Below are 24037 nucleotides of genomic sequence, written 5' to 3'. Positions count from 1 at the left end.
TTAATCAGCTTTGCTATTGTGCAAATCGAAAAATTTTACTTTTATAGAGCTATAGGGTGTTCAGACTGAATCAAGATGATTTGGTCATCATAAATAGATAACAGATTAAAAGTGTGAATATATGGAAATTACGATTCGTCCAGCAGAGCAACTTCCTGCTCAAATCGAAAATATTGCTGCTTTGGCGCAGCATGAAGGCTATACATTTATACACCGTTTAATTGAAGAATATCAAAGTGGTAAAAATCGTTTTGACCAAACGGGTGAGCAATTATTGCTTGCTTATGATGGCGATAAATTGATTGCTTGTGGCGGTTTAAATCAGCAATGGGGTGATACTGGTGTAGAAGAACGGATTGGACGAGTTCGCCGTTTCTATGTGCATCCGCAGTACCGTCAGCATGGCGTGGGTAAGCAGCTATTGGTGGAATTGGAAAAGGGTGCGAAAAAGCATTTTTCTGCACTGTGCTTAAATACAGAGCTTAAAAATGCTGCAAAATTCTATCAAAAACAGAATTATGTCTATGTTGAAAGCCATCCAAATTATAATTATTTCAAATATCTGGTTTAGTTTTCAATCCAAAAATAGACAGTAAACACTTTAAATGAAGCATCCGATATCGGGTGCTTTTTTCTTGTGATAATTCTAAAAAGAGCGCCTTATTTTAAGCAAATTTTTAAGCAAAAATTCATTTTAGTTATCGAAGATATAAGCATCAAAATAACTGCATAGAGTGATGCATATGCAAGTGTCTGAGCTACAAGACTACGTTAAAAAAGTCCCTGAGATTACCGCACTGTTTTGGTTGACCAAAATTTTTGCGACCACCTTTGGTGAAACCAGTGGTGATGCATTGTCCATGTCCTTAAATTTGGGCTATCTACTCAGTACCTTTATTTTCGCAGGCATATTTATCAGTTTGCTGTATTTTCAAATAAAGTCCAAAGCCTATAAACCTTATTTATATTGGGCCACCATTATTGCCAGTACAACGGTAGGTACGACTTTAGCGGATTTTGTAGATCGTTCTTTAGGGATTGGCTACTTGGGTGGTAGTTTGCTGTTGCTGAGTTTGGTGCTCATATCGCTTTTTAGTTGGTATCGAGTCGAAGGATCGATCAATCCAAGTGTAGTGAATTTGCCGCGAACACAGATCTTTTATTGGTTGACGATTACATTTTCTCAAACATTAGGTACGGCTTTGGGGGACTGGACTTCCGATAGTGCAGGATTAGGCTATAGCGGTGGCATTTGGCTATTTGGTGGTTTAATTCTATTGATGGCGTTGTTGTACTTTTTTAGTCGGGTCTCAAAGACGTTTATATTTTGGGCTACTTTTGTTTTGACACGTCCATTGGGCGCTGTTGTTGGTGATTTTTTAGACAAGCCAATCAGTTCAGGTGGATTGGATCTAAGTCGCTTTATGGCTTCTTTTGTATTGTTGTTGGCGATTGTGATTTGTGTCTATTGGTCAACACGAAATGATAGGCAATCCATAAAACCAGTTTAAATGTTTTAGTGCGAAAACAAGTGATTTTTAAAATTAAAGTTCAAGTTGATTAAAACAGTTGGAAATGTCGTTTTGGTGAATCTAGTTGTGATTTTTTAAGGTATACTTTGCCTAATTTAAATGAATAGATTAGGAGCACACATGACTGTAGATGTCACTGAAACCATTTCTCAAACTGTACATCCCGCGTTTCAGTTGATTCGTCAACATCATGTTGAAGCTTTAGACATTTTAGTGTCTGAATATAAACACAAAGTGACTGGCGCAGTGCATTATCACTTAGCCACAAACCATGACGAAAACGTATTTTTAGTTGCCTTCCGTACGCAGCCGATGGATTCAAAAGGTGAGGCGCATATTCTTGAGCATACGGCACTCTGTGGTTCAGAAAAGTTCCCTGTACGTGACCCATTCTTTTTAATGATTCGTCGTTCACTCAATACGTTTATGAATGCGTTTACCGCAGCGGATTGGACGGCATATCCATTTGCAACGCAAAACAAAAAAGATTTCCAAAACTTGTTAGAAGTTTATATGGATGCTGCTTTTGCTGCGAATTTGAACCCGCTTGATTTTGCGCAAGAAGGGATTCGTATTGAGCTAGAAAATGGAGAAGCTGTATATAAAGGCGTGGTATTTAATGAAATGAAAGGTGCAATGAGTTCACCTTCAGATCAGTTGTATCACCAACTTGCCCATCATTTATTCCCAGAAACGACATATCACTACAACTCAGGTGGTGATCCGAAAGACATTCCTGACTTAAGCTATGAAGAGTTGGTCAGTTTCTACAAATCACATTATCACCCAAGTAATGCGGTGTTTATGACCTTTGGTAATGAGCCTGCATATAATTTACAAGAACAGTTTGAAACGCTTGCTTTGTCTAAATTTGAAAAAGGTCAAACGCTGTATTCAAAACCTGAACGTCGTTTAACTGCGCCTGTAACTGTAACTGAAACGTATGCAGTTGATGCTGAAGACCTCAAAGACAAAACCTATCATGTGCTTTCTTGGTTATTGCCAGAAGCAAGTAATATCAAATTACGTTTAGGTATGCGTTTGGTTGAGGGGGTATTGCTTGAAGATTCTGCTTCGCCATTACGTCATTACTTAGAAACCTGTGGTTATGCACAGTCTACTGGTCCATTCATGGGCGTAGATGACTCAAACTATGAAATGACGTTCTACTGTGCAATTCAAGGTTCAAACCCTGAGCATGCAGAACAATTTAAAGATGGCGTGTTTAAAGTATTAGAAGACGTTGCGGCTAAGCCTGTTGACCCGGCTTTAGTTGAGGCGATTTTGCATCAAATTGAATTGCATCAGCGTGAAATCAATGGTGATGGTACACCATATGGCCTAAGCTTAATTCTGAATGGTTTAAGCAGTGCGATTCACCATTCAGACCCTGTGGATGTTTGGGATGTGGATACGGCCATTGAACAAGTGAAGGAAGAGTTGAAAGACCCAATGTGGTTATCTAACTTAATCAAAACTTACTTGCTTGATAATCAACATCGTGTGCAATTAACTTTGGTTCCAGATGCTGAAAAAAATGCGTTGGAAGCGGCAGCAGAAAAAGCACGTTTAAAAGAAATTGATGCGAACTTAACTGAAGCGCAAAAGGCAGAGATTATTGCGCAGACTGAAGCACTGAACATTCGTCAAGATACCCCAGATGATTTGAATCTATTACCTAAAGTAGGTTTAGAGGACGTTCCTGCACAATTACAGATTGTACAAGGTCAATTACGCGAAATTATCAGTAATGGCTTGGATACGCCGTTAAATCTTTACCACGCAGGCACCAATGGTCTTTACTACCAACAAGTTTTGATTCAGATTCCTGATGAAGTGGTGCAATCGCCGTATTTCAACCTCTTATCGATTTTGATGGGTGAAGTTGGTGCAGGTGAATACGACTACTTAGAGCTACAACAATTGCAAACAGCTGTGAGCGGCGGTTTAGGTATGGGTGCGTCGCTGCGTTCAAAAGTGGATGATAAAGGTCAAATCAGTGCTTGGCTGACTCTAACCACCAAATCATTGGTTAATAATCTTGAAGCCATTCGCTTATTGAAATTGGCTTTTGAACAGCTACGTTTTGATGAGAAAAACCGTATCGTGGAGTTATTGCAACAACGTAAAGCACGTTGGCAGTCACGTGTTTCTGGCTCTGGTCATAGCTATGCAATGCAAATTGCAGGTCGTCAACATAGTGCATTGGCGTTACGTGATTATCATAATACAGGCCTAGGCGCGCTGAACTGGTTGTCAGAACTTGTCAGCAAAATTGAGCAAGACGACACGGCTTATAATGCCTTGATTGATGAGCTTAAGTTAATTCATAACCGTTTGCTTAAAGCACCAAAACAATTCTTGGTGGTGTGTGAAGAACATCATTCAGACCGATTGGTTGAGGAAGTTCAAACCATTTGGGATAAAGTGGCGATTGATGATAACCCACATGCTTTAACTCAAGTGAATTTTGCAGATAACAACAATGACGAAGCTTGGCTCATTCAAGCCAATGTTCAGTTCTGCGCTTCAGCATATCCTGCGGTGGAAGTGTCGCATCCTGATGCAGCACCTTTAATGATTTTGGCGGCTTATTTGCGTAATGGCTTCTTGCATAGCGCGATTCGTGAAAAAGGTGGTGCTTATGGTGGTGGTGCAAGCTATGACGGCAATGCATGTTCATTCCGTTTCTATAGCTACCGTGACCCACGTTTAGCTGAAACGTTTAAAGATTTTGACGCAAGTGTGCAGTGGCTACTGAATGCTGAACAACAACCTCATCAGCTAGAAGAAGCGATTTTGGGTCTAATTGCCAGCATGGATAAACCGGGGTCACCAGCGGGTGAAGCCATTACAGCTTGTTATGCTTTATTGCATAAACGCACGCCAGCTTTCCGTCAAATGTTACGTGAACGTCTGTTGAATGTGACTTTGGAAGATCTAAAACGTGTTGCTGTGGCGTATTTGGTTGAACAACAACCGACAAAAGCTGTGGTTGCACCGGTGGCTAAGCGAGATGCTTTGGTTGAGCTTGGTTTCGAAATAAAACAAGTGAATTAAAACAAAAAAGGGGTTTTTATGGCGTTCAAATCTCTTGAGCGTACGACATTGCAACTGAGCCTCATTGCGCTCAGTTCAATGTATGTCAGTACTGTAAATGCACAAAATGCGGATGTGGCTGTTAAACCAGCTACCGCTGAAGCATGTGTGGCACTTGAGTCAAATGCAGAGCGATTATCGTGTTATGACGCTTTGTTTAAAGTGCAACCTGGTGAAAAAGAAATGTTGGTTTCTGAGCGCCAAGCCGCCCAAGAAATTAAACCTGAGCCGACTGAAAAGCTGACTTTGAAAGAAAAAGTCAGTCATGCGTTTACGGACCGTTTATTTGCTGTAGAAGCACCGAACCTCAATCCAAATCTTTCATTATTGGATAGTCGTTGGGAGCTTTCTCCAGAAAGTAAATTGGGAACATGGAATATTCGCGGCTATCAACCTGTGTATTTAATGCCGGGATATTGGACATCGGATAAAAATGAACGTCCATCTAGCCCGAATGAAAATAACACGGTACAAGCCGATCAGGAACAAAACCTAAAATCGATGGAAGCCAAGTTCCAATTGTCATTAAAAACCAAAGCTGTTGAAAACTTATTTGGTGATAATGGTGATATCTGGTTGGGCTATACCCAGTCTTCTCGTTGGCAAGTCTACAACGAAGATGAATCACGACCATTCCGTGAAACCAACTATGAACCTGAAGCTAGTCTGGTTTTTCGTACCAACTATGAACTCTTAGGTTTGAATTGGCGTATGTTGGGTCTAACCTTTAACCATCAGTCTAATGGACGTTCTGATCCCTTATCGCGGAGTTGGAACCGTGTCATGTTAAATCTAGGATTTGAACGTGACAATTTTGCACTGATGTTACGTCCTTGGTACCGTTTCGAAGAAGATGCTAAAGATGATAACAACCCGGATATTACCGATTATGTGGGACGTGGGGATTTAACAGCATTTTATCGTCATAAAGATCATGACTTTAGTTTGATGTTACGTCATTCACTGAAAGGTGGTGATGATTCACATGGTGCTGTGCAGTTTGATTGGACTTTCCCAATCAATGGTAAATTGCGTGGCACAGTTCAGTTGTTTGATGGCTATGGTGAAAGCCTGATTGACTATAACCATCGGGCAACCTATGTCGGTGTCGGTGTGTCATTAATGAATTGGTTCTAAAGATTCGCAAATAAAAAAACCACGCTAAGGCGTGGTTTTTTTATAACTGTGAGAAAATGTACAAATCAACCAATCTGAATCTCAGAAGGTGGGTGTTTTAACCGACTCTTCTTCGGTGTGGCAATCAGATAGGCCAGTGTTAAGGGGCCAAGTCGACCTGCGAACATTAATAAGATCAGGGCGACTAAACTGGCGGGTTGTAAGTCGCTGGTGATGCCACGAGATAGGCCAACGGTGCAGGCAGCGGATACTGCTTCAAAGAGTAAGTCTAAAAAGCGTTTGTCAGGCTCTAGTAGCAATAGACTGAAAAAACCAATGAATATCAACGTCACTGTAATGAAAATCACAGCTAATGCTTTGAAGGTGGTTTTTTCAGAAACAGAATGGTTAAACACACGCAGTTCGTCTTCACGTCTTAAAAAACTGACAACACTGAGCACAACAATAATAAACGTTCCAACTTTAATGCCACCGGCCGTACTGAGCGAGCCACCACCAATAAACATTAGTAACATCGTGACGAGTGATGATGCATCGCTCATGCTTTCCATGGGCAAGCTGTTAAAACCCGAAGAGCGCGGAACAGTTGCATGGAACCACGCGTTGAGGGCTTGGTCACCAAGTGACATCGTGGCTAAGGTCGCAGCATTATTGGCTTCTAATAACCAAATGGTGATGAAGGCAAAGACATTTAAACCTGCGATAGTCGATAAAATCAGCTTGCTATTGGTACTGAGTTTTTTCCAACTTTTATTGCGCTTAATGTCCATTAGTACCAAAAAGCCGATACCCCCAATAATGTAAAGCATACTGATGGTAAACGTAATGAAATAACGGTCAGCAAAGCTCATTAAACTATTGGGAAATAATGAAAATCCACCATTATTAAATGCAGAAACACTATAAAAGGCAGCATAAAACAGGGCCTGGTTAAAATTGTATTCTTGCATCCAAGCGATGGTCAAAATAACCGTTCCCACCATTTCAAAAAATAGCGAATACAGCAGTACGCCTTTGATGGTCATGGTCACTTTGGCAAGGCTGGTTTGTCCAATGGTTTCTTGAGCCATAATTTGTTGTTTTAGCCCAATTTTAGGGGACAAACTCATAGCGGCCAATATCGCAAAGGTCATAAAACCGAGACCACCGCATTGTAGTAACCCCATAATCACGACTTTACCAAACACCGTATAGGCTTCGCCGACATTCACAACTGAAAGTCCTGTAATGGTTACGGCAGAGGTCGCTGTAAAGAGGGCATTAATCCAACTTAAATCACCATGATGTGAATAAGGGAGTTTTAACAGCAAGGTGCCAATGATAATGAGCCCAAGGAAACCCAATGCCAAAATACTGGGCGGGCTGAGATTAATGGTATTACGCTGTTTATTGTGCAGTTTCATGTTTTTCTACTGTCATCTTGCGCGCTTGTGTGCAAATAGAGCACGACGCTGATTACAAAGTTGCTTTAAAGTGTTTAGCCAGTCGACGTAAATGTTCGAGTAAACCTTCAACCACTAAAATATCGCCTGTTTGTAAAATCAGGTTTGGATCTAAACTATATTGAAGCTCGGTGCCACGTTTATGCAAAATCGTCTTCACTTCAGGGACATGATCCATTATTTGATTTAAACGCGTGCCTTGTTGTGACTCTTTAATTTCAACTTTCACCAAATAATGGTCATCTTCGAGCACCATGTAGCGGCTCACCATTGGATAACTTAGTGACTGAGCAACACGGACACCCATATCTTCTTCAGGATGGATGATTTTGCTGATGCCTAAATGGGTTAAAATCATGTGATGCGCTTTGGACTTGGCTTTGGCCCAAATTTTGTTGATCCCCATGTTTTTAAGATGGAGCACACATAAGATGCTGGCTTCAATATCTTCACCAATTGCGACAACGACGGCTTCACAATTTTGAATATTGAGTTCTTGTAAAACGTGCTCATCTGTTGCATCAGCAATCACTGCATGGGTCAGTTGGTCCGAAATACTTTCAACAAACTTTTTGTTGCTATCGATTCCAATGACATCGTGTTTTAAACCCATGAGTTCTGTGGCTACAGTTGCGCCAAAACTTCCTAAGCCAATCACAGCGAATTGAGCCATGCCGTATTCCTAAATTATTCTAAAGTTATTGAATATGTTGATGTTAGCTTGTTCAGCCTAGAGCGGCTATGAAAATTTACATAATCCATCTAAACCGAAAAGCTCTAATTTTTAATTTCTTCAGTGTTTTGATAGGCATAAAGTTCAGTAATATTGGGGAAATTATTCATAACTTGTTGATATTTAAAAATTTCATAGCCTAGTTTGTTTTTTAGAATATATTGAAATTGATGTTGATCTTCTTTAATGACATTTAGGGTGGCTTTACGAACAAGCTCAGAATTGTTCTTTAAACGGTTTAAGCCATCGCATGAAAATTCACGGATGATGGCTTGAACAGGTTTGGGAGTGGTTTGATCACTTAGCTCATCAAAGCGAATTTATACAATGTAATTTGGATATTGATTCAGCATTTCAGCCTGCTTGGTATAGCCCTAAATATTTTCTAGATTTTGTGTGCGTGACTGATTTGGAATTTGTTTCATACTTTAACGAATCTTATCTTCCTCTTGCTTAAGTTGATAAGCCGGATATACATAAAAATGTCCACCTAAACCCACAATAGCGATCATAAATAAGGCATAAAAATTCAATTTTAAATATCTATTTTATTTTCAATGGATTATAGGGTGTGGTGAATTTAACAACAATGACGGCGTTGATGAATTAAATTGATGAATATATTCATTTTGATGTAGAAAATAGTTGATGCAAATAAAAAAGCTGGAATCTAGATCCCAGCTTTTTTATAGAAGTTTTATTTATTTCAAGAAACGTTGATAACCAAGGTTATTGGTAATCTCAACATATGGGTAGGTAATATTTTCCAATGTTTCAATCAAACCATCAGGGTTTTGTTTCGCATCCGTTGCTTCCATACCCACCAATACACGACCTTCCGCAGCACCGTGGTTACGGTAGTGGAATAGGGTGATGTTATGGGTCGGACCAAGACGTTCTAAGAAAGTCAGTAGTGCGCCCGGACGTTCTGGGAATTCCACGCGGAATAGGCGTTCATTTTCAATGTCTGCATGTCCGCCAATTAAATAACGGATATGCAGTTTAGCCACTTCATCATCAGAAAGATCGTCTACATCGTATTGGAATTTTAAGGTTTCAAAAATTTCCTGACGTTCTTTTTCGCCATTTTTGAGACTGATACCCACAAATACTTGAGCGGCACTTGAGTTGCTTGCGCGGTAGTTAAACTCAGTGATGTTACGGCCTTGTAGTGCACGGCAGAATTTAAGGAAAGAACCTTTTTCTTCTGGAATGGTCACAGCAAAGATCGCTTCTTTACGTTCACCAAGTTCGGTACGTTCTGCAATATAGCGCAGACGGTCAAAGTTCATATTGGCGCCGCATACAATCGACACCATATTTTTGCCTTCTAGACCATGCTCAGCAACATATTTTTTAATACCTGCAAGTGCCATTGCACCTGACGGTTCTACAATGCTGCGGCATTCATCAAAGGTATCTTTAATCGCTGCACAGATTTCATCGGTATTTACCAGTACAACTTCACGCTCAACAATAGGGCCAGAGTTGTCAGATTTTTGCAGTTGAATCACTTCAAATGGTTTTTCACCAATTTGTGCAACTGCTGTACCGTCGGCAAATAAACCTACAGATGGCAGAATGACACGTTCATTGGCTTCAAAGGCTGCTTTTAAACATGCTGATTCGTCATATTCAACAGGAATGACTTTAACGTGAGGTGCCACATCACCTAAGTAAGCGGCTACACCGGCAATAAGACCGCCACCGCCTACAGCAACAAATACATAATCCACATCACGCCATTGACGAAGAATTTCATTGGCAATGGTTCCTTGACCGGCCATAACGAGTTCGTCGTCATAAGGTGGAATAAAGGTCATACCTTCATCTTTTGCACATTGGATTGCGTATTTATTGGCTACATCAAAAGAATCGCCATGCAGAACCACTTCACCGCCTAAGCGTTTAACCGCTTGTACTTTAATGTCTGGTGTGGTTTTAGGCATAACAATAATGGCGCGAATACCCAACTTTTTACCAGATAATGCCACGCCTTGAGCATGGTTACCTGCAGAAGCAGTAATAACGCCACGTTCCAACTGAGATTTCGGTAATTGACTAATACGGTTGTAGGCACCGCGTAGCTTGAAAGAAAAGACAGGTTGTAAATCTTCGCGTTTAAAGCGAATGTTATTGTTTAGTTTTTCACTAATTCGTGGCGCTGCTTCGAGTGGGGTTTCGATTGCAACGTCATAGACCGTTGCCTGTAATATTTGTCGAACCAAACGAGACAGCATGTTAATTTTCCATCTAACAGTTTAAAATAGGGGTTTATTGTAACAAACCCCTGTACATTTGGGCTGAAAAATCAGCGTCTAATGTCAAAAAATAGTTGAGCCAAGTTATGAGTCTGTATGCAACCCAAGATGAAAAGAAACAAGCTGCCGCAAAAGCTGCGTTAAAGCATTTGCCAAAGGGCGGTATTTTGGGTGTTGGTACAGGAAGTACTGTGAACTTCCTCATCGAATTATTGCCAGAGCTTCAACTCGAAGCTGCTGTTGCAAGTTCTGAAGCAACTGCACAACGTTTGAAAAAATTAGGCATTGAAGTGGTTGATATGAACCACGTTGGCGGTTTAGATGCCTATGTGGATGGCGCTGATGAAATCGACCGTCATATGCACATGATTAAAGGCGGCGGCGCTGCGTTGACTCGTGAAAAAATCGTTGCATCAATTGCGAAAAAATTCGTTTGTATCGTAGATGATTCTAAATGGGTTGATCAGTTGGCACGTGAATTTCCGCTTCCTGTAGAAGTGATTCCAATGGCACGTTCTGCTGTTGCGCGTAAAATCGTTTCTTTAGGCGGCGACCCTGTGTACCGTGAAGGCGTAGTAACAGATAACGGTAATGTAATTTTAGACGTACACAACTTAAATATCTTAAATGCTTTAGAGCTTGAAAAGACTTTGAATGACATTCCGGGTGTAGTGTGTAACGGTATCTTTGCATTAAACAAAGCAGATATTGCTGTTGTAGCCACTGATAACGGTATTGAAGAGCGTACTGCGGTTTAATCTATAGAAAATTTAATTGTAAATTGAGTTTCGATTTATATTAAATTTCTAATGGAAGTTCCCTCTCCTTTGAGGAGAGGGTTAGGGAGAGGTCAATTTAAAAGTCCCCTCATCCTAACCTTCTCCCTAAGGGAGAAGGGACTCCTAATATATTTTTGAAAATATTTAAAATTCAATTTTATGCATTATTAATAAGCTTTTTAAAAAGAATAAATGACACCAAACCTTCCTGAAATTCAAATCACCCGAAAATTACGTGCCACACGCTTAAGGCTGCGTGTAGAACCAACTCAAATTAAATTAACGGTTCCCCAGTTTTGTACACAGCGCCAAGTTCAAGATTTTCTGAAACAATCGGAACAATGGATGATTGAGACATGGCAGAAGCAGCAGGAAAAAACAGGGCAGATTGATAAAACGCTTCCAGCCGAATTAAAACTATTCAATCTAGAGCAGCCTCTAAGCATTGTTTATAAAGTACAAAAAAACTCATTCATCTTAGATGAAGAAAAGCATCAGCTTTTCATCAGTGTTCGGCAGCCTGAGCAATATTTAAAAAGCTTTGTGATTGCTTATGCCAAAGAGTATTTACCAATTTATTTAAAGCAAGTGAGCAGTGAAACAGGCTTGAAATATGGTGATTGCTCAATTCGTCAGCCCAAAACGCGCTGGGGAAGCTGTTCAGCGCGCCATGATATTATGCTGAATAGCGCATTGGTGCTGTTTCCAGAGCAAGTTGCACGATATGTGGCTGTACATGAGTTAGCGCATACCAAGCACTTTGACCATAGCCCAAACTTTTGGGCTGAAGTGCAAAAGCATGATATAAATTTTCAGCAGCATCGAAAAATACTAAAAATGACGGCAATGCCTTGGTGGTGGGTGCTCTGAATTAAAGGCACTAAGTTGTAAACACTAAAGCATTTCTTAATATATTATTTCAATTAAATCAAATCCTTCTTGGTATGTAGGCGGTTCTAATGCGTAATAAACATTGGTTAATGCCGTCAGATCGACTATTTCATCTGAAGATCGTTGAGCGTTTCTTTTTATGCATACTTCGAGCGGGATTTGAAACCATACAGCAACGCATTTTTTACCCAATTGTTTAGCTTGCTCAATTATCGGTAGACGTTCAGATTGCTTTACTAAAATAGCATCAAAAATAATATTTTCAGGTTCGCGGGATATTTGGTTTTTGGCCCAAGTTGATTTCCCAGCCCCTTGGCATCCGATCAATATATAAATGATTTTAACCTTTGGGTTAGTTTTTAATTCATGCTTAAAAGCGTCAAAACAGCATTGCCATGCTGGAATATTTCTTTCTTTAGTGAAGACACGACCTTGAGCTGTGGATAGGTAATGATCAGGATTTATATGCATGATCTGACTTAATAGGATTCAGAAGATAAGCTAACATTATAAAGTGAAGCTTTATATGTCAAAACAGTTCAGAAAACCGTAACTTCCTGTCATACTACGCAGTCATCAAATGGATACTTTGAATAGAGGTAATGAGCGTGATTTCAGTAGGTATTGTCGGCGGTACAGGTTACACAGGTGTTGAATTACTGCGTATTTTACTGCGACACCCAAATGCAGAAGTGAAAGTTTTAACTTCGCGTACTGAAAATGGCCGCCGTGTGGATGATATGTTCCCAAGCTTGCGTGGACATACAGACCTTTGCTATTCAGATCTAAATATTGAAGAACTAAAACAATGTGACGTTGTATTTTTTGCGACGCCGCATGGTGTAGCAATGAAGCATGCAGAAGAATTGGTCGCTGCAAATACGAAAGTGATCGATTTGGCAGCAGACTTCCGCTTGCAAGACTTAGCTCAATTTGAGAAATGGTATGGTTTAGACCATGCCTGTCCAGAGCTATTAAAAGATTCAGTTTATGGTTTGTCTGAATTAAACCGTGAAAAAATTCAAAAGGCTTCAGTGATTGGTAACCCAGGTTGTTACCCAACAACTGTTCAGCTCGGTTTAGCGCCAGTATTAAAAGCCGAAGGATTAGTGAAACCTGAAAGCATTATTATTGATGCAAAATCAGGTGTGTCTGGTGCAGGTCGTAAAGCCAGCCTAGGTATGATCTATTCTGAAAATGCAGATAACTTTAAAGCATATGGTGTAGCTGGTCACCGTCATCATCCCGAAATTGTAGAAGCCTTAGAAAATATTTCAGGTAAAAAAGGTGTGTTTAACGAAATTTTATTCGTACCGCATTTAGTACCGATGATTCGTGGCATGCTCAGCACTATCTATATTGATTTGACAGACGCAGGTGCTTCTGCGGATTTACAAAGCATATATGAACAGTTCTATGCCAATGAGCAGTTTGTAGATGTTATGCCTGCAGGTAGCTCACCTGAAACACGTACTGTGCGTGGTGCGAACCAATTACGTATTGCGATTTGCAAACCTCAACCGAAAAAATTAGTGATTTTGGTGGCTCAAGACAACTTGGTGAAAGGTGCAGCAGGTCAAGCCGTACAAAATATGAACTTGATGTTTAGTTTTGCTGAAAATGCAGGACTTCAAGGCATTGGTTTATTACCATAAGAAACGATTTAAAACTTCACACACATTTAAAACTGGATTTAAATGTGTGCCTTGAGTGAACTAAAAATAAGAGATGACGATGTCGAATACAGAATCTAATTTCAAGTCAGAACCTGAAAACAGTGAAAAAACGCCTTTTATGAAGACGAATATGCCACTGGCGATTGGTGCAGTTGTACTTGCATTGAGCAGCGGTTTGCTCGGATATAGTATTGGTCATCGTCAGGGCTTAACTGTGGTCGGTTATGATGCAGATGCAGAGCAACTTGTTGATGTGGTGCAAAAGCAAAAAACTGAATTAGCAGGCCTGAATAAAAGTTTGAATGCGGCAATTCAAGAGCGTGATGTCGCTGTAAGTAATTCAAATGATTTATATTTGGCTGTTAAAAAAGCACGTGATGATCAAGAATTAACCGGTAATTTGGGTGTTTTGTATCGTGAAGTATTGCGCCAACGTGGTGGTATGCCGCTTGCAGTACAACATTTAGCGATTAAACCGTTACCTGAAAATGCGTATGAATACCAACTTGATCTCGTTCAAGTAAGTCCGTCAAAAAGTAATGTATCTGGAAGTGTTGAGCTGCGTCTAATTAAGGGTACAGAAGTACTTGCAGTGCCTTTAGAAGACAAAAACTTTAACTTTAGCGAAAGTGAGCGACTCACTGGACGTTGGACCATGCCAAAAGGCTTCAGTCCAGACTTTATTGAAGTGCGTTTAAGCGGTTCTAAACCCGTTATTCGCCGTTTTAGCTGGTCGAAAGGTCAGCCTGTTGAAAATCAATCTGCCTTCCTTTCAGAAATTCCTCAAACTGAAGCAAGTGCAAACTAAGTGTGAAACCTAAATCCTATGCGAACCAATAAGCGTCAAACGTGTTTATCTGACATTAAAAATTCATTTTACCAATCTGGTTTAGTGGACTGGCATCTAAACCCGACTCTCAGCCAAGGTACGCAGGATGATGGTGATTCAGACATTCAAGTATTGACTGCGCCACCTGAGTTAAAGCGTCCTCCTATGTATGCTGTCGTTTTAATGAACGATGATTACACCCCAATGGACTTTGTAATTGAAATTTTACAACAATACTTTGCTTTGAATCTTGACCAAGCCACTCAAGTAATGCTAACTGTACATTATGAAGGAAAGGGTGTTGCAGGGGTTTATCCGCGAGACATCGCAGAGACTAAAGCAAATCAGGTCAATAATTACGCTCGGTCGCAAAGTCATCCATTACTTTGTCAGATTGAGCCAAAAGATTAATAAGGGGATTACATGCTCAGTCGTCAATTAGAAGTATCACTACGTTTGGCTGTCAGCATGGCTCGTCAAAAGAGACATGAATTTTTGACGGTAGAACATTTATTATTGGCTTTACTGGATAATGATTCCGCTGTTAATGCATTGAAAGCATGTGGCGCAGACATTATTGTGCTTCGCAAAGAACTTGAAGAATACGTAGAACAACATACCCCTAAGCTTGGCGAAAATAGCGATCAAGCACCACATCCTACAGAAAGTTTTGATCGCATTTTGCAACGTGCAATTTTCCATGTGCAATCGAGTGGTAATGACCGCACTGTAGAAGGTGCAGACATTTTAGTTGCGATGTATTCAGAGCGTGATTCATTTGCGGTGTATTTACTTAAACGCCATCAAATCAACCGTTTGACATTAACGCAGTATTTGTCACACGGCACACGTAAAGATGAAGTCCAAGCTGAAGAAGAAATCGAAGAGCTCGATGGTGAAAGCACCACGTCTTCAAATTCTGGCCCATTGGAGCTATATACCACCAATCTCAATGTTGAAGCTCAAAAAGGCAAAACAGATCCACTAATTGGTCGTGAAAAAGAGATTGAACGTACAGCCCAAATTCTATGCCGCCGTCGTAAAAACAACCCACTTTTGGTGGGTGATCCGGGTGTAGGTAAAACTTCGATTGCTGAAGGTTTGGCTTGGCTCATTGTAAATGGTAAAGCACCTAAACCGCTTGAAAATGCAGAAGTATTTAGTTTAGACATTGGTGCTTTAGTTGCTGGAACTAAATACCGTGGTGATTTTGAAAAGCGTTTAAAACAACTGCTAAATGCCTTGAAGAAAAAGCCCGAAGCTATTTTATTTATTGATGAAATTCATATGATCATCGGTGCAGGCTCAAGTATGGGCAGCACGATGGATGCATCGAACCTCATCAAACCAGCTTTGGCGAATGGTACTTTACGGTGTATCGGTTCAACGACTTTCCAAGAATATCGCCAAGTATTTGAAAAAGATCATGCTTTATCTCGTCGTTTCCAAAAAATTGATGTCAATGAACCATCTATTTCAGAAACGATTGATATTCTGCGTGGCTTAAAAGGCAAATTTGAAGAATTCCATCATGTGAAATACGAAGATCAAGCGCTGGTTTCTGCGGTTGAACTATCAGCGAAATTTATCAATGATCGTTTCTTACCTGATAAAGCCATTGATGTGATTGATGAAGCTGGTGCGCAGCGTCGTTTAAAAGCTGAGCAAGATGATACGGTCATTTCAGTTGAAAACATTGAAGATATCGTTTCGAAAATTGCGCGTATTCCACCGAAAACTGTGTCTAAAGATGACAAGAGCGTCCTTGAAAATCTTGAGCGTGATCTGAAACGTGTGGTGTTCGGTCAGGATGAAGCGATTGAAGCGCTTGCATCTGCGATTAAATTATCTCGTGCAGGTCTTAAAGCGCCAGATAAGCCAGTGGGTAATTTTGTCTTTGCTGGTCCTACAGGTGTGGGTAAAACTGAAGTCACTAAGCAATTGGCGAAATTGTTAGGCGTTGAACTTGTACGTTTCGATATGTCTGAATACATGGAACGTCATGCCGTATCTCGTTTAATTGGTGCGCCTCCGGGTTATGTAGGTTTTGATCAAGGTGGTTTGTTGACCGACGCGATTCATAAAAATCCGCATTGCGTACTTTTACTAGACGAAATTGAGAAAGCACATCCAGATGTCTTTAATTTGTTACTTCAAATTATGGATCATGGTTCATTAACGGACAACAATGGTCGTAAGTCTGACTTCCGTAACGTCGTGTTAGTGCTGACTACCAATATTGGTGCAGAATCAATTTCACGTGTGAGCATTGGTTTCATGGATCAAGATAACAGTAATGATAACCAAGACGCGATGAAAAAAGCCTTCTCTCCGGAGTTCCGTAACCGCTTGGATGGTGTTATTCAATTTAAAGCATTGCCAACAACTGTCATTGAAAGTGTGGTTGATAAGTTTTTAACAGAGCTTCAGGCACAGTTAGATGACAAAAAAGTGGTTCTTGAGGTTGACCAAGATGCACGCGAATGGATGGCAGAGCAAGGATACGATCGCTTGATGGGCGCTCGTCCAATGCAGCGTTTAATTCAAGAGCATTTGAAGAAACCGCTTGCTGAAATGATTTTGTTTGGCGAGCTTGCGGAACATGGCGGTAATGTTGGTGTTTCAGTGAAGAAAGAAAATGGCAAAGCTGTGGGCTTAAAACTCGAAGTGTTTGAAGACCAAACCGCTGAACCTGCTTAAGTAATTTAATTAACGAAAAACCCGTGCTTGCACGGGTTTTTTATATTTATTCGACGCTAGATTTGGGTTTCTCAATGATGGACATACCATTAACAAAAGTGCTGACCACATTTGGTTTATTTGCACTGACAGCACTGATGGAAATTTTAGGCTGTTACTTCCCATATTTGATTTTAAATCAGCAAAAATCGCAGTGGTTATGGATTCCAACAGCGCTTGCATTGGCTGCATTTGTTTGGTTATTGACGTTGCATCCAGCAGCTTCGGGTCGTATCTATGCAGCCTATGGCGGAATCTACATTTTCTCTGCATTGCTGTGGTTGCGTTTTGTCGATCACGTAGTTCTAACACGTTGGGATATGCTAGGTGGCGTCATTGTGTTGGTGGGCTCAGCTGTGATTGCATTACAGCCTCAAGGTTTAATTCGTTAAGTTAAACAATGCAAAAGTTAAACCAAGAGCTGTAAGAAATTAGATATTTATTTAAATTTGCACTCTGTATTTTTAATGATAATTTCGTATTTTTGTTGAGGTGAAGATAAATCCATTTCCAATACATATGGATTTACACGTTGAAATTGATGTTCAAATAACAATTCACAATTTTGTAGAGAATTCTTTTTGATCAGTTGTTTGACTTGCTGTTGACCCACTGATTCTGCAAATTGTGTAAAGTCAGGTGTGGTGATAATTCCTTCAATTTCTATTTTATCTGCTGAAACTTCCATTTTTTCCATCAACATATTTTGGTCAACTTGAAAAGGAAGAGTGCGAGAGTCTTCGTCACTTATGGCAGAAAGTATTTCATCTAATGCAGCTTTATTTTTGATTTGGTATGCAGCATCCAAAATTCCTTTTTTTACGAGGTATTGATCTAACTCAGTTGGAGATGCTGCAAATGTAACGGTGCTTAGGCCCAAAGAGACTAAAATTAAAAAGCTTTTTTGAATGTGCATATTTTAAATCACTTATAAAAGTTATGGTTTTATTAAAGCATGCAAAAACAAAAAAAGCACCCGAAGGTGCTTAATTTATCTAAGTAAAACCTTAGTCTTTTTTAAGATTTTCGTTAATTAAAAATTCTACAAGTGCTTTTTGTGCATGTAAGCGATTTTCAGCTTCATCCCAAACCACGGCATTTTTGTGGTCAAGCATATTTTCAGAAATTTCTTCGCCACGATGTGCAGGTAAGCAGTGCATAAATAGGCAGTCAGCGTGAGCAAGATCCATCAGGCGTTCATTCACTTGATAATCAGCAAACGCTTTTTCACGAATTTTTTGCTCTTCTTCTTGGCCCATACTTGCCCAAACATCTGTAACGATTAAATCTGCATTAACTGCAGCATCTTCGGCAGAATCAACAAGTTCCACACAGTGTGCAAATTCAGATAAAAATTCTGCTTTAGGTTCATAGCCCTTAGGTGCAGCGATTTTTAATTTAAAGCCCCACATATGAGCCGCTTCAATATATGAGTTACACATATTGTTGCCATCACCAATCCAAGCAACCGTTTTACCTTCAATAGAACCACGGTGTTCAACAAATGTTTGAACATCGGCAAGTAATTGGCAAGGGTGGTGATCATCTGTTAATGCATTGATGACAGGAACTTTTGAATAAGAAGCAAAACGTTCAACAATGTCATGACCAAAAGTACGAATCATTACAATATCAAGCATGCTTGAAATCACGCGTGCAGAATCTTCTACTGGCTCGCCACGCCCTAATTGAGAGTCGCGAGATGAAAGGAAAATTGCACTACCACCAAATTGGCTCATTCCTGCTTCAAACGATACACGTGTACGGGTGCTCGATTTCTCAAAAATCATGCCCATGACTTTACCAACGAAAGGTTGGAAAACTTCATTGTTATGCTGTTTGCGCTTGAGTTCGATACCGCGCTGTACAATTTGATTAAGTTCTAAAGTCGATAAATCGCGTAAAGTTAGAAAGTGACGTAGAGCCATTGTTACTCCACAATAATTGCTGAATCAAAAAACAAAACAACAATTAGTTGTTGGTTGGTTAGAGAAAAAGGAATCGATTAATATACTATAAGAGAGGTAAATTGCAAAAAATCTAGCGCTTTTGGTGACCGTCTAGGAAACGATCGACGCAATAACTGATGTAATTGATGGTTTCTTGATCATTTTCATCAATGGTGATGCCCATGAGAACGCGCCATTCTAAATTTCGCAAAATGCCAAAATAAAATTGAGCCGAAAACAACGGGTTTTCACAATACAGCAAACCGTGTTGATGCGCTTGATTTAAAATTTCTGCAACGGTGTTCTGAATTTGTTTTGGGCCTTGCTCATGAATATAACGTGCTATTTCAGGATTACGTCCTGTTTGTTCTAAGACTAACCGCATAAATGCCGCATTTTCAGGCATCACAATATGCTGATGAAAGTCACTTAAAGTATTGATGAGATAAGCACGAATATCGGTGTCAGGGCTCACCGTAAATGGTAGGCAAATATCTTTGAAAAATAAGCAGCGACGATAGTCACAAATAGCCTTAAATAATCCGTCTTTATTACCAAAATATTTATAGATTGACGCTTTTGAACCACCTGCATGATTCACGATGTCATCTAATGAAACTGCATCAAAACCACGTTTTAAAAAAAGCTCCGTAGCACTTTCTAAAAGCGCAACACATCGTTCATGTCCGCGCCGCGTTTGTGGCTGGTCATGCGTTAAAGGTTCAATGTGTATTAAATCTTGCATAAAGTGATAATATTTAACAAAAAAAGAGCTGATTTGACGATAATTATAGCAAAAAATTCAGTACTTTTCTGCTTTGCTCATAAATAAGAGATCTTTGACTAAAGAATAACAACAGATAGGTGACAAGTGAAATATTTGACTAAAGTTTTAGAGTTAATATTCTACAAAGCCATAGAGTTGGAAAAAAATATGGATATACTCAAACTTCGAAAATTAAAGTAAATGCCGTGGAAAGGAATATGACACAACAAACGTCTGCAGGCTTAAGATTTAGACAAGCATTGGAAATCGAAAAACCATTACAAATCATTGGCACAGTAAATGCCTATGCAGCAATGATGGCAAAAGAAGTTGGCTATAAAGCCATATATTTATCTGGTGCAGGTGTTGCGAACTATTCATATGGTTTACCTGACTTAGGCATGACCAGTTTAGACAATGTTTTGGAAGATGTTCGTCGTATTACTGAACGTGTAGATACGCCATTACTTGTCGATATCGATACAGGTTGGGGCGGTGCATTTAATATTGCCCGCAGTGTGAAGCAAATGATTGCAGCAGGTGCAGCAGCGGTTCATATCGAAGACCAAGTCGCACAAAAGCGTTGTGGTCACCGTCCGAACAAAGAAATCGTGTCACAACAAGAAATGGTTGACCGTATTAAAGCGGCTGTTGATGCAAAAACCGATTCAAACTTTGTAGTGATGGCACGTACAGATGCATTACAAAAAGAAGGTTTGCAAGCAGTGATCGACCGTGCATGTGCCTGTGTAGAAGCAGGTGCAGATGCGATCTTTGCTGAAGCAATGACTGATATTACCATGTACAAAACTGTCTGCGATGCTGTTGGTGTCCCTGTACTGGCAAACATTACAGAGTTTGGTGATACCCCTTACTACACCAAAGAAGAACTAGGCGAGCAGGGTATTGCAATGGTGCTTTACCCATTATCACCAACACGTGCAATGCAAAAAGCGGCACTCGAAGTAATGCATGCGATCCGCAATGACGGTACACAAGTCAATGTACTGGATAAAATGCAACAACGAAAAGAACTCTATCAATTCCTCGATTATCACACTTTTGAAAACACCTTAGATAAATTGTTCACTGAAGGAAAATAAAAAATGGCTGAAGGAAAAGTACTCACGGGCGCAGGACTGCGCGGACAAGTAGCTGGTAAAACTGCATTGTCAACTGTAGGCAAAAGTGGTGCGGGCTTAACCTATCGTGGTTATGACGTTCAAGATTTGGCAGAAAACTGTCAGTTTGAAGAAGTTGCGTATCTCATTTTCTTTGGTGAATTGCCAACAACAGAACAACTAGCAGCATACAAAGCCAAACTCAAATCATTGCGTCAATTGCCGCAGGCGTTGAAAGAAGTATTAGAACGTATTCCTGCTGACTCACACCCAATGGATGTGATGCGTACAGGCGTTTCAATGTTAGGTAACCTTGAAACTGAAAAATCATTCGATGAACAACAAGATGTTGCAGACCGTATTTTGGCAACGCTACCTGCGATCATCTGCTACTGGTATCGCTTCAGTCATGATGGCGTACGTGTAGAAGAAAACACCGATGATGATTCAATCGGCGCTCAATTCTTACATTTACTTCGTGGCGAAAAACCAAATGAATTGCATGAGCAAGTGATGAACGTGTCACTGATTCTATATGCAGAGCATGAATTTAATGCCTCTACATTCACAGCGCGTGTATGTGCATCAACATTGTCTGATATGCATTCTTGTATTACAGGTGCAATTGGTTCACTTCGTGGTCCATTACATGGCGGTGCAAACGAAGCTGCAATGGAAATGATTGAAAACTGGACGTCTCCAGAAGAAGCTGAGCGTGAAATGTTGGGTAAACTTGAGCGTAAAGAAAAGATCATGGGCTTTGGTCATGCGATTTACAAAGATAACGATCCACGTAATGGCATTATCAAGAAATGGTCTGAACGCCTAGCAAAAGACGTCGGTGATACTGTACTTTATCCTGTATCAGTGCGCTGTGAAGAAGTGATGTGGCGTGAGAAGAAATTATTCTGTAATGCTGATTTCTTCCATGCATCTGCATATCATTTCATGGATATTGCAACCAAGTTGTTCACGCCAATCTTTGTAATGTCACGTGTAACAGGTTGGGCTGCGCATGTAATGGAGCAGCGTGCGGACAATCGTATTATTCGCCCAAGTGCGGACTATACAGGTCCGGAATTACGTAAAGTTGTGCCAATTGCAGAGCGTTCTGCAGCATAATTTTAAGTGTAATAAAAAAGCCTCAAAAGAGGCTTTTTTATTATTTGTTATTTAATTTAACAATCTATTTGGTTAGTAAAACTGGATCTTCAACGCTATATCCTGTTTCAAATGGAATCCCTAGATATTTAACAGTTACTAAATAAAAAGGCTTTTGCACTACACGATAAGTTTTAGAGATTTTTAAACCTTCTTTATAGGTCTCAGCCTTTTGTACAGCGCTTTTATACTGCGAATTTTTAACACGATATTGATAGGTCCATTTATCAATGGTTTCAATGGGGTCATACCATGATTTTGCAGTGCCATTCATGGTTGTTAATACCTGTATTCGAGCATTATTGTTATTTACTGGTGTTAATTTGACTAAACGTTTTTTTATTTTCGCGATTTCTTTATTAAACTGGGTGCTGTCTTGATCGTAATCAATCCGTTTTGTCTTTGGATTAATATACAAAGACTTCACTGTAATTAATTGCGTCGGTTTTTTGCTATCTAATTGATAATAATATAATTGTGGTAAACGACCACGACCATCTTCAAAATGACGCATTAAATAGATTTTTTGGTCTTTTTTATCAAAACCTAAAACCTCAATGGTTTGAGGGCCGCCTACCGTCGCGAAAGCAGAGCAGGACAGTAGGGTGCTAATTGCGAATGCATTGAAATGACGTAGCTGCATTTTCTTGTCCTGATAAGTAAATTCCTCAATACAGTATGCGATGCAAAATGATATTTAAATATGAAGATTATGTATGTTTTATTCTGCATTTAAGATGTCTAATACCTTGTGAGCAACATTTTCAGTTAACTGATCTAAGCGTTCTAAAGCCGTACCCAAAATAAAATAATGATAATTATAGATACGACCATCATGTAAAATTGAAATATAAAATGTTCCTTCGGGTTTTTCTATAGTTGCACTGCCACCGGGTTTGAGTAATCCGGTGCAGGCCACCACAAAGTCCGCATGTAAAAATAGTTGTTGTCCATGCTCAGCCATCGCTTGAGTTACTTCTGCGGATTCGGCCGTAAATTTTTCTATTAGTAGAGGATCTACTTTTAAAATTTCACGTTTGATCGATGGATCATAGCTCACAAGACCACCTAACAAGATATCTGCACCACTATTCTTATAAATTGAAAATTGGCTACATAAATAACCAGAGCTTGCACTCTCGATAAACGCGATGGTCATGGATTTTTGTTCTAAAGCATCGCAACACAGTTTAAGCATGTGCTTACCCCAAAGTAGAATGGTGAATGATCATTAGTATTCTTAAAATTTTAGCATTGATTCCGCTCGCGTGTAATTTCACTAAAAGTCTAAGTTGGCACTGTGGATGTTGATGAATTCACAAAAATAGCGTGATTGTTTAGAAGCTGTACGAAAATATGAAATAAAGGTTTCTTCGGAAGGAAAACGATGTTAAAACTTAAAATAAAGAGCGTAACAAAAGTAGGTTTATTTCAATGAAAACGACTGTTAAATATGTAGTATTAAAAAGCCTAGACTATCAATTGGGCACGCCACTTTTTCAAGAAGAATTAGACGCAGATAGCCTGTATTTTGATCAAATTCCGGCTGTAATTCAGTATCAAAATCATCAATTCAAAGTGAAAAGTAAAGAGTTAAAGCGTGTTTATTTAGCGGAAGAAAATGAAGACATGCAAACCATTATTGTGAAAGTACTTGCCTTTTAATTTCGATCAATTTTTAGTATTAAAAATACAGTTCTCATTGAGTTAGGAGCTGTATTTTTGTATTTGATAGACTCAAACTATAGATTAATCTAGATTTAAAGGAGATATATATTTTTAATGATCACTTGATCATATCGATTTAGCTATTCGACCAACAGCTATTTAATCCCCCAAATATTATTTAGTATAATTTATCTGTTTTTTCATGGGGGGAAGAAATGATGGACTTATTTAAATTTCTAAAAAGCTTCAATACA

At 39.6% G+C, this 24037-nt stretch carries 23 protein-coding genes; 14 read left to right on the top strand and 9 right to left on the bottom strand.

What is annotated here, in order from left to right; translation table 11 throughout:
- Window positions 1–121: 121 nt before the first annotated feature.
- The 4 genes from B1201_RS10440 (at window position 122) to B1201_RS10425 (ending at window position 5768) form a co-directional block, all read left to right on the top strand.
- Entirely contained in the window at window positions 122–571 is a 450-nt protein-coding gene (locus B1201_RS10440) for a GNAT family N-acetyltransferase (RefSeq protein ID WP_078188654.1), read from the top strand.
- Between the two features lie 172 nt (window positions 572–743).
- Window positions 744–1511 (top strand): hypothetical protein, encoded by a 768-nt coding sequence (locus B1201_RS10435; RefSeq protein ID WP_143221698.1) that lies wholly within the window; start codon window positions 744–746, stop codon window positions 1509–1511.
- 141 nt (window positions 1512–1652) lie between these two features.
- A complete protein-coding gene (locus B1201_RS10430; RefSeq protein ID WP_078193473.1) occupies window positions 1653–4592 on the top strand; it encodes an insulinase family protein in 2940 nt (979 codons plus the stop codon).
- 18 nt (window positions 4593–4610) lie between these two features.
- Window positions 4611–5768, top strand: coding sequence for a phospholipase A (locus B1201_RS10425; RefSeq protein ID WP_078193472.1), 1158 nt, complete (start codon window positions 4611–4613; stop codon window positions 5766–5768).
- Between the two features lie 65 nt (window positions 5769–5833).
- Here B1201_RS10425 and B1201_RS10420 read toward each other — a convergent pair whose 3' ends face one another.
- From B1201_RS10420 to ilvA, 3 genes are all read right to left on the bottom strand, one after another.
- A complete protein-coding gene (locus B1201_RS10420; protein WP_078193471.1) occupies window positions 5834–7171 on the bottom strand; it encodes a TrkH family potassium uptake protein in 1338 nt (445 codons plus the stop codon).
- 52 nt (window positions 7172–7223) lie between these two features.
- Window positions 7224–7883, bottom strand: coding sequence for a potassium channel family protein (locus B1201_RS10415; RefSeq protein WP_078188649.1), 660 nt, complete (start codon window positions 7881–7883; stop codon window positions 7224–7226).
- Window positions 7884–8644: 761 nt separating this feature from the next.
- Window positions 8645–10183 carry a threonine ammonia-lyase, biosynthetic gene (ilvA, locus tag B1201_RS10410; RefSeq protein WP_078193470.1) on the bottom strand — a complete coding sequence of 513 codons (1539 nt, stop codon included), beginning with the start codon at window positions 10181–10183 and terminating at the stop codon, window positions 8645–8647.
- A 107-nt stretch (window positions 10184–10290) separates the two neighbouring features.
- On the opposite strand from ilvA, the gene rpiA reads away from it, so the two are divergent.
- Both rpiA and B1201_RS10400 read left to right on the top strand, forming a co-directional pair.
- The gene (gene rpiA / locus B1201_RS10405; RefSeq protein WP_078188646.1) at window positions 10291–10962 is read left to right on the top strand and encodes a ribose-5-phosphate isomerase RpiA; all 672 of its coding nucleotides are present in this window, start codon (window positions 10291–10293) and stop codon (window positions 10960–10962) included.
- 213 nt (window positions 10963–11175) lie between these two features.
- Window positions 11176–11853, top strand: a complete 678-nt coding sequence (locus tag B1201_RS10400; protein ID WP_078193469.1) for a SprT family zinc-dependent metalloprotease — start codon at window positions 11176–11178, stop codon at window positions 11851–11853.
- A 36-nt stretch (window positions 11854–11889) separates the two neighbouring features.
- Here the strand turns inward: B1201_RS10400 and B1201_RS10395 are convergent, their stop codons facing one another.
- Entirely contained in the window at window positions 11890–12345 is a 456-nt protein-coding gene (locus B1201_RS10395; protein WP_078193468.1) for an AAA family ATPase, read from the bottom strand.
- A 131-nt stretch (window positions 12346–12476) separates the two neighbouring features.
- On the opposite strand from B1201_RS10395, the gene argC reads away from it, so the two are divergent.
- From argC to B1201_RS10370, 5 genes are all read left to right on the top strand, one after another.
- Complete coding sequence (gene argC, locus B1201_RS10390) at window positions 12477–13529, top strand: N-acetyl-gamma-glutamyl-phosphate reductase (protein ID WP_171263780.1); 1053 nt, start codon at window positions 12477–12479, stop codon at window positions 13527–13529.
- Window positions 13530–13608: 79 nt separating this feature from the next.
- A complete protein-coding gene (locus B1201_RS10385; RefSeq protein WP_078193467.1) occupies window positions 13609–14358 on the top strand; it encodes a hypothetical protein in 750 nt (249 codons plus the stop codon).
- 18 nt (window positions 14359–14376) lie between these two features.
- Window positions 14377–14790 carry an ATP-dependent Clp protease adapter ClpS gene (gene clpS, locus B1201_RS10380; RefSeq protein ID WP_078188641.1) on the top strand — a complete coding sequence of 138 codons (414 nt, stop codon included), beginning with the start codon at window positions 14377–14379 and terminating at the stop codon, window positions 14788–14790.
- A 12-nt stretch (window positions 14791–14802) separates the two neighbouring features.
- The gene (clpA, locus tag B1201_RS10375) at window positions 14803–17079 is read left to right on the top strand and encodes an ATP-dependent Clp protease ATP-binding subunit ClpA (RefSeq protein ID WP_078193466.1); all 2277 of its coding nucleotides are present in this window, start codon (window positions 14803–14805) and stop codon (window positions 17077–17079) included.
- A 77-nt stretch (window positions 17080–17156) separates the two neighbouring features.
- Window positions 17157–17510 carry a YnfA family protein gene (locus tag B1201_RS10370; protein ID WP_078193703.1) on the top strand — a complete coding sequence of 118 codons (354 nt, stop codon included), beginning with the start codon at window positions 17157–17159 and terminating at the stop codon, window positions 17508–17510.
- A gap of 47 nt (window positions 17511–17557) precedes the next feature.
- On the opposite strand, the gene B1201_RS10365 is transcribed toward B1201_RS10370, so the two are convergent.
- The 3 genes from B1201_RS10365 to B1201_RS10355 form a co-directional block, all read right to left on the bottom strand.
- Entirely contained in the window at window positions 17558–18034 is a 477-nt protein-coding gene (locus B1201_RS10365) for a hypothetical protein (protein ID WP_078193465.1), read from the bottom strand.
- A gap of 91 nt (window positions 18035–18125) precedes the next feature.
- Complete coding sequence (gene argF / locus B1201_RS10360) at window positions 18126–19046, bottom strand: ornithine carbamoyltransferase (RefSeq protein ID WP_078193464.1); 921 nt, start codon at window positions 19044–19046, stop codon at window positions 18126–18128.
- A gap of 112 nt (window positions 19047–19158) precedes the next feature.
- Window positions 19159–19812 carry a TetR/AcrR family transcriptional regulator gene (locus B1201_RS10355; protein WP_078188637.1) on the bottom strand — a complete coding sequence of 218 codons (654 nt, stop codon included), beginning with the start codon at window positions 19810–19812 and terminating at the stop codon, window positions 19159–19161.
- A 239-nt stretch (window positions 19813–20051) separates the two neighbouring features.
- On the opposite strand from B1201_RS10355, the gene prpB reads away from it, so the two are divergent.
- Together prpB and prpC are read left to right on the top strand one after the other, a co-directional pair.
- Window positions 20052–20936, top strand: a complete 885-nt coding sequence (gene prpB / locus B1201_RS10350) for a methylisocitrate lyase (protein WP_078193463.1) — start codon at window positions 20052–20054, stop codon at window positions 20934–20936.
- Window positions 20937–20939: 3 nt separating this feature from the next.
- A complete protein-coding gene (gene prpC / locus B1201_RS10345; protein WP_078193462.1) occupies window positions 20940–22076 on the top strand; it encodes a 2-methylcitrate synthase in 1137 nt (378 codons plus the stop codon).
- Between the two features lie 64 nt (window positions 22077–22140).
- Here prpC and B1201_RS10340 read toward each other — a convergent pair whose 3' ends face one another.
- Window positions 22141–22758 carry an aminotransferase gene (locus B1201_RS10340; RefSeq protein WP_078193461.1) on the bottom strand — a complete coding sequence of 206 codons (618 nt, stop codon included), beginning with the start codon at window positions 22756–22758 and terminating at the stop codon, window positions 22141–22143.
- A gap of 78 nt (window positions 22759–22836) precedes the next feature.
- A complete protein-coding gene (locus B1201_RS10335; RefSeq protein WP_078193460.1) occupies window positions 22837–23313 on the bottom strand; it encodes a CinA family protein in 477 nt (158 codons plus the stop codon).
- 236 nt (window positions 23314–23549) lie between these two features.
- On the opposite strand from B1201_RS10335, the gene B1201_RS10330 reads away from it, so the two are divergent.
- Window positions 23550–23780, top strand: coding sequence for a hypothetical protein (locus B1201_RS10330; protein WP_078193459.1), 231 nt, complete (start codon window positions 23550–23552; stop codon window positions 23778–23780).
- Window positions 23781–24037 lie beyond the last annotated feature (257 nt).

It is taken from the genome of Acinetobacter sp. ANC 5600 (assembly GCF_002018395.1).
GTDB lineage: Bacteria > Pseudomonadota > Gammaproteobacteria > Pseudomonadales > Moraxellaceae > Acinetobacter > Acinetobacter amyesii.
The sequence above is the reverse complement of the archived record's forward strand: the minus strand, read 5'-3'. Positions and strand labels throughout refer to the sequence as shown.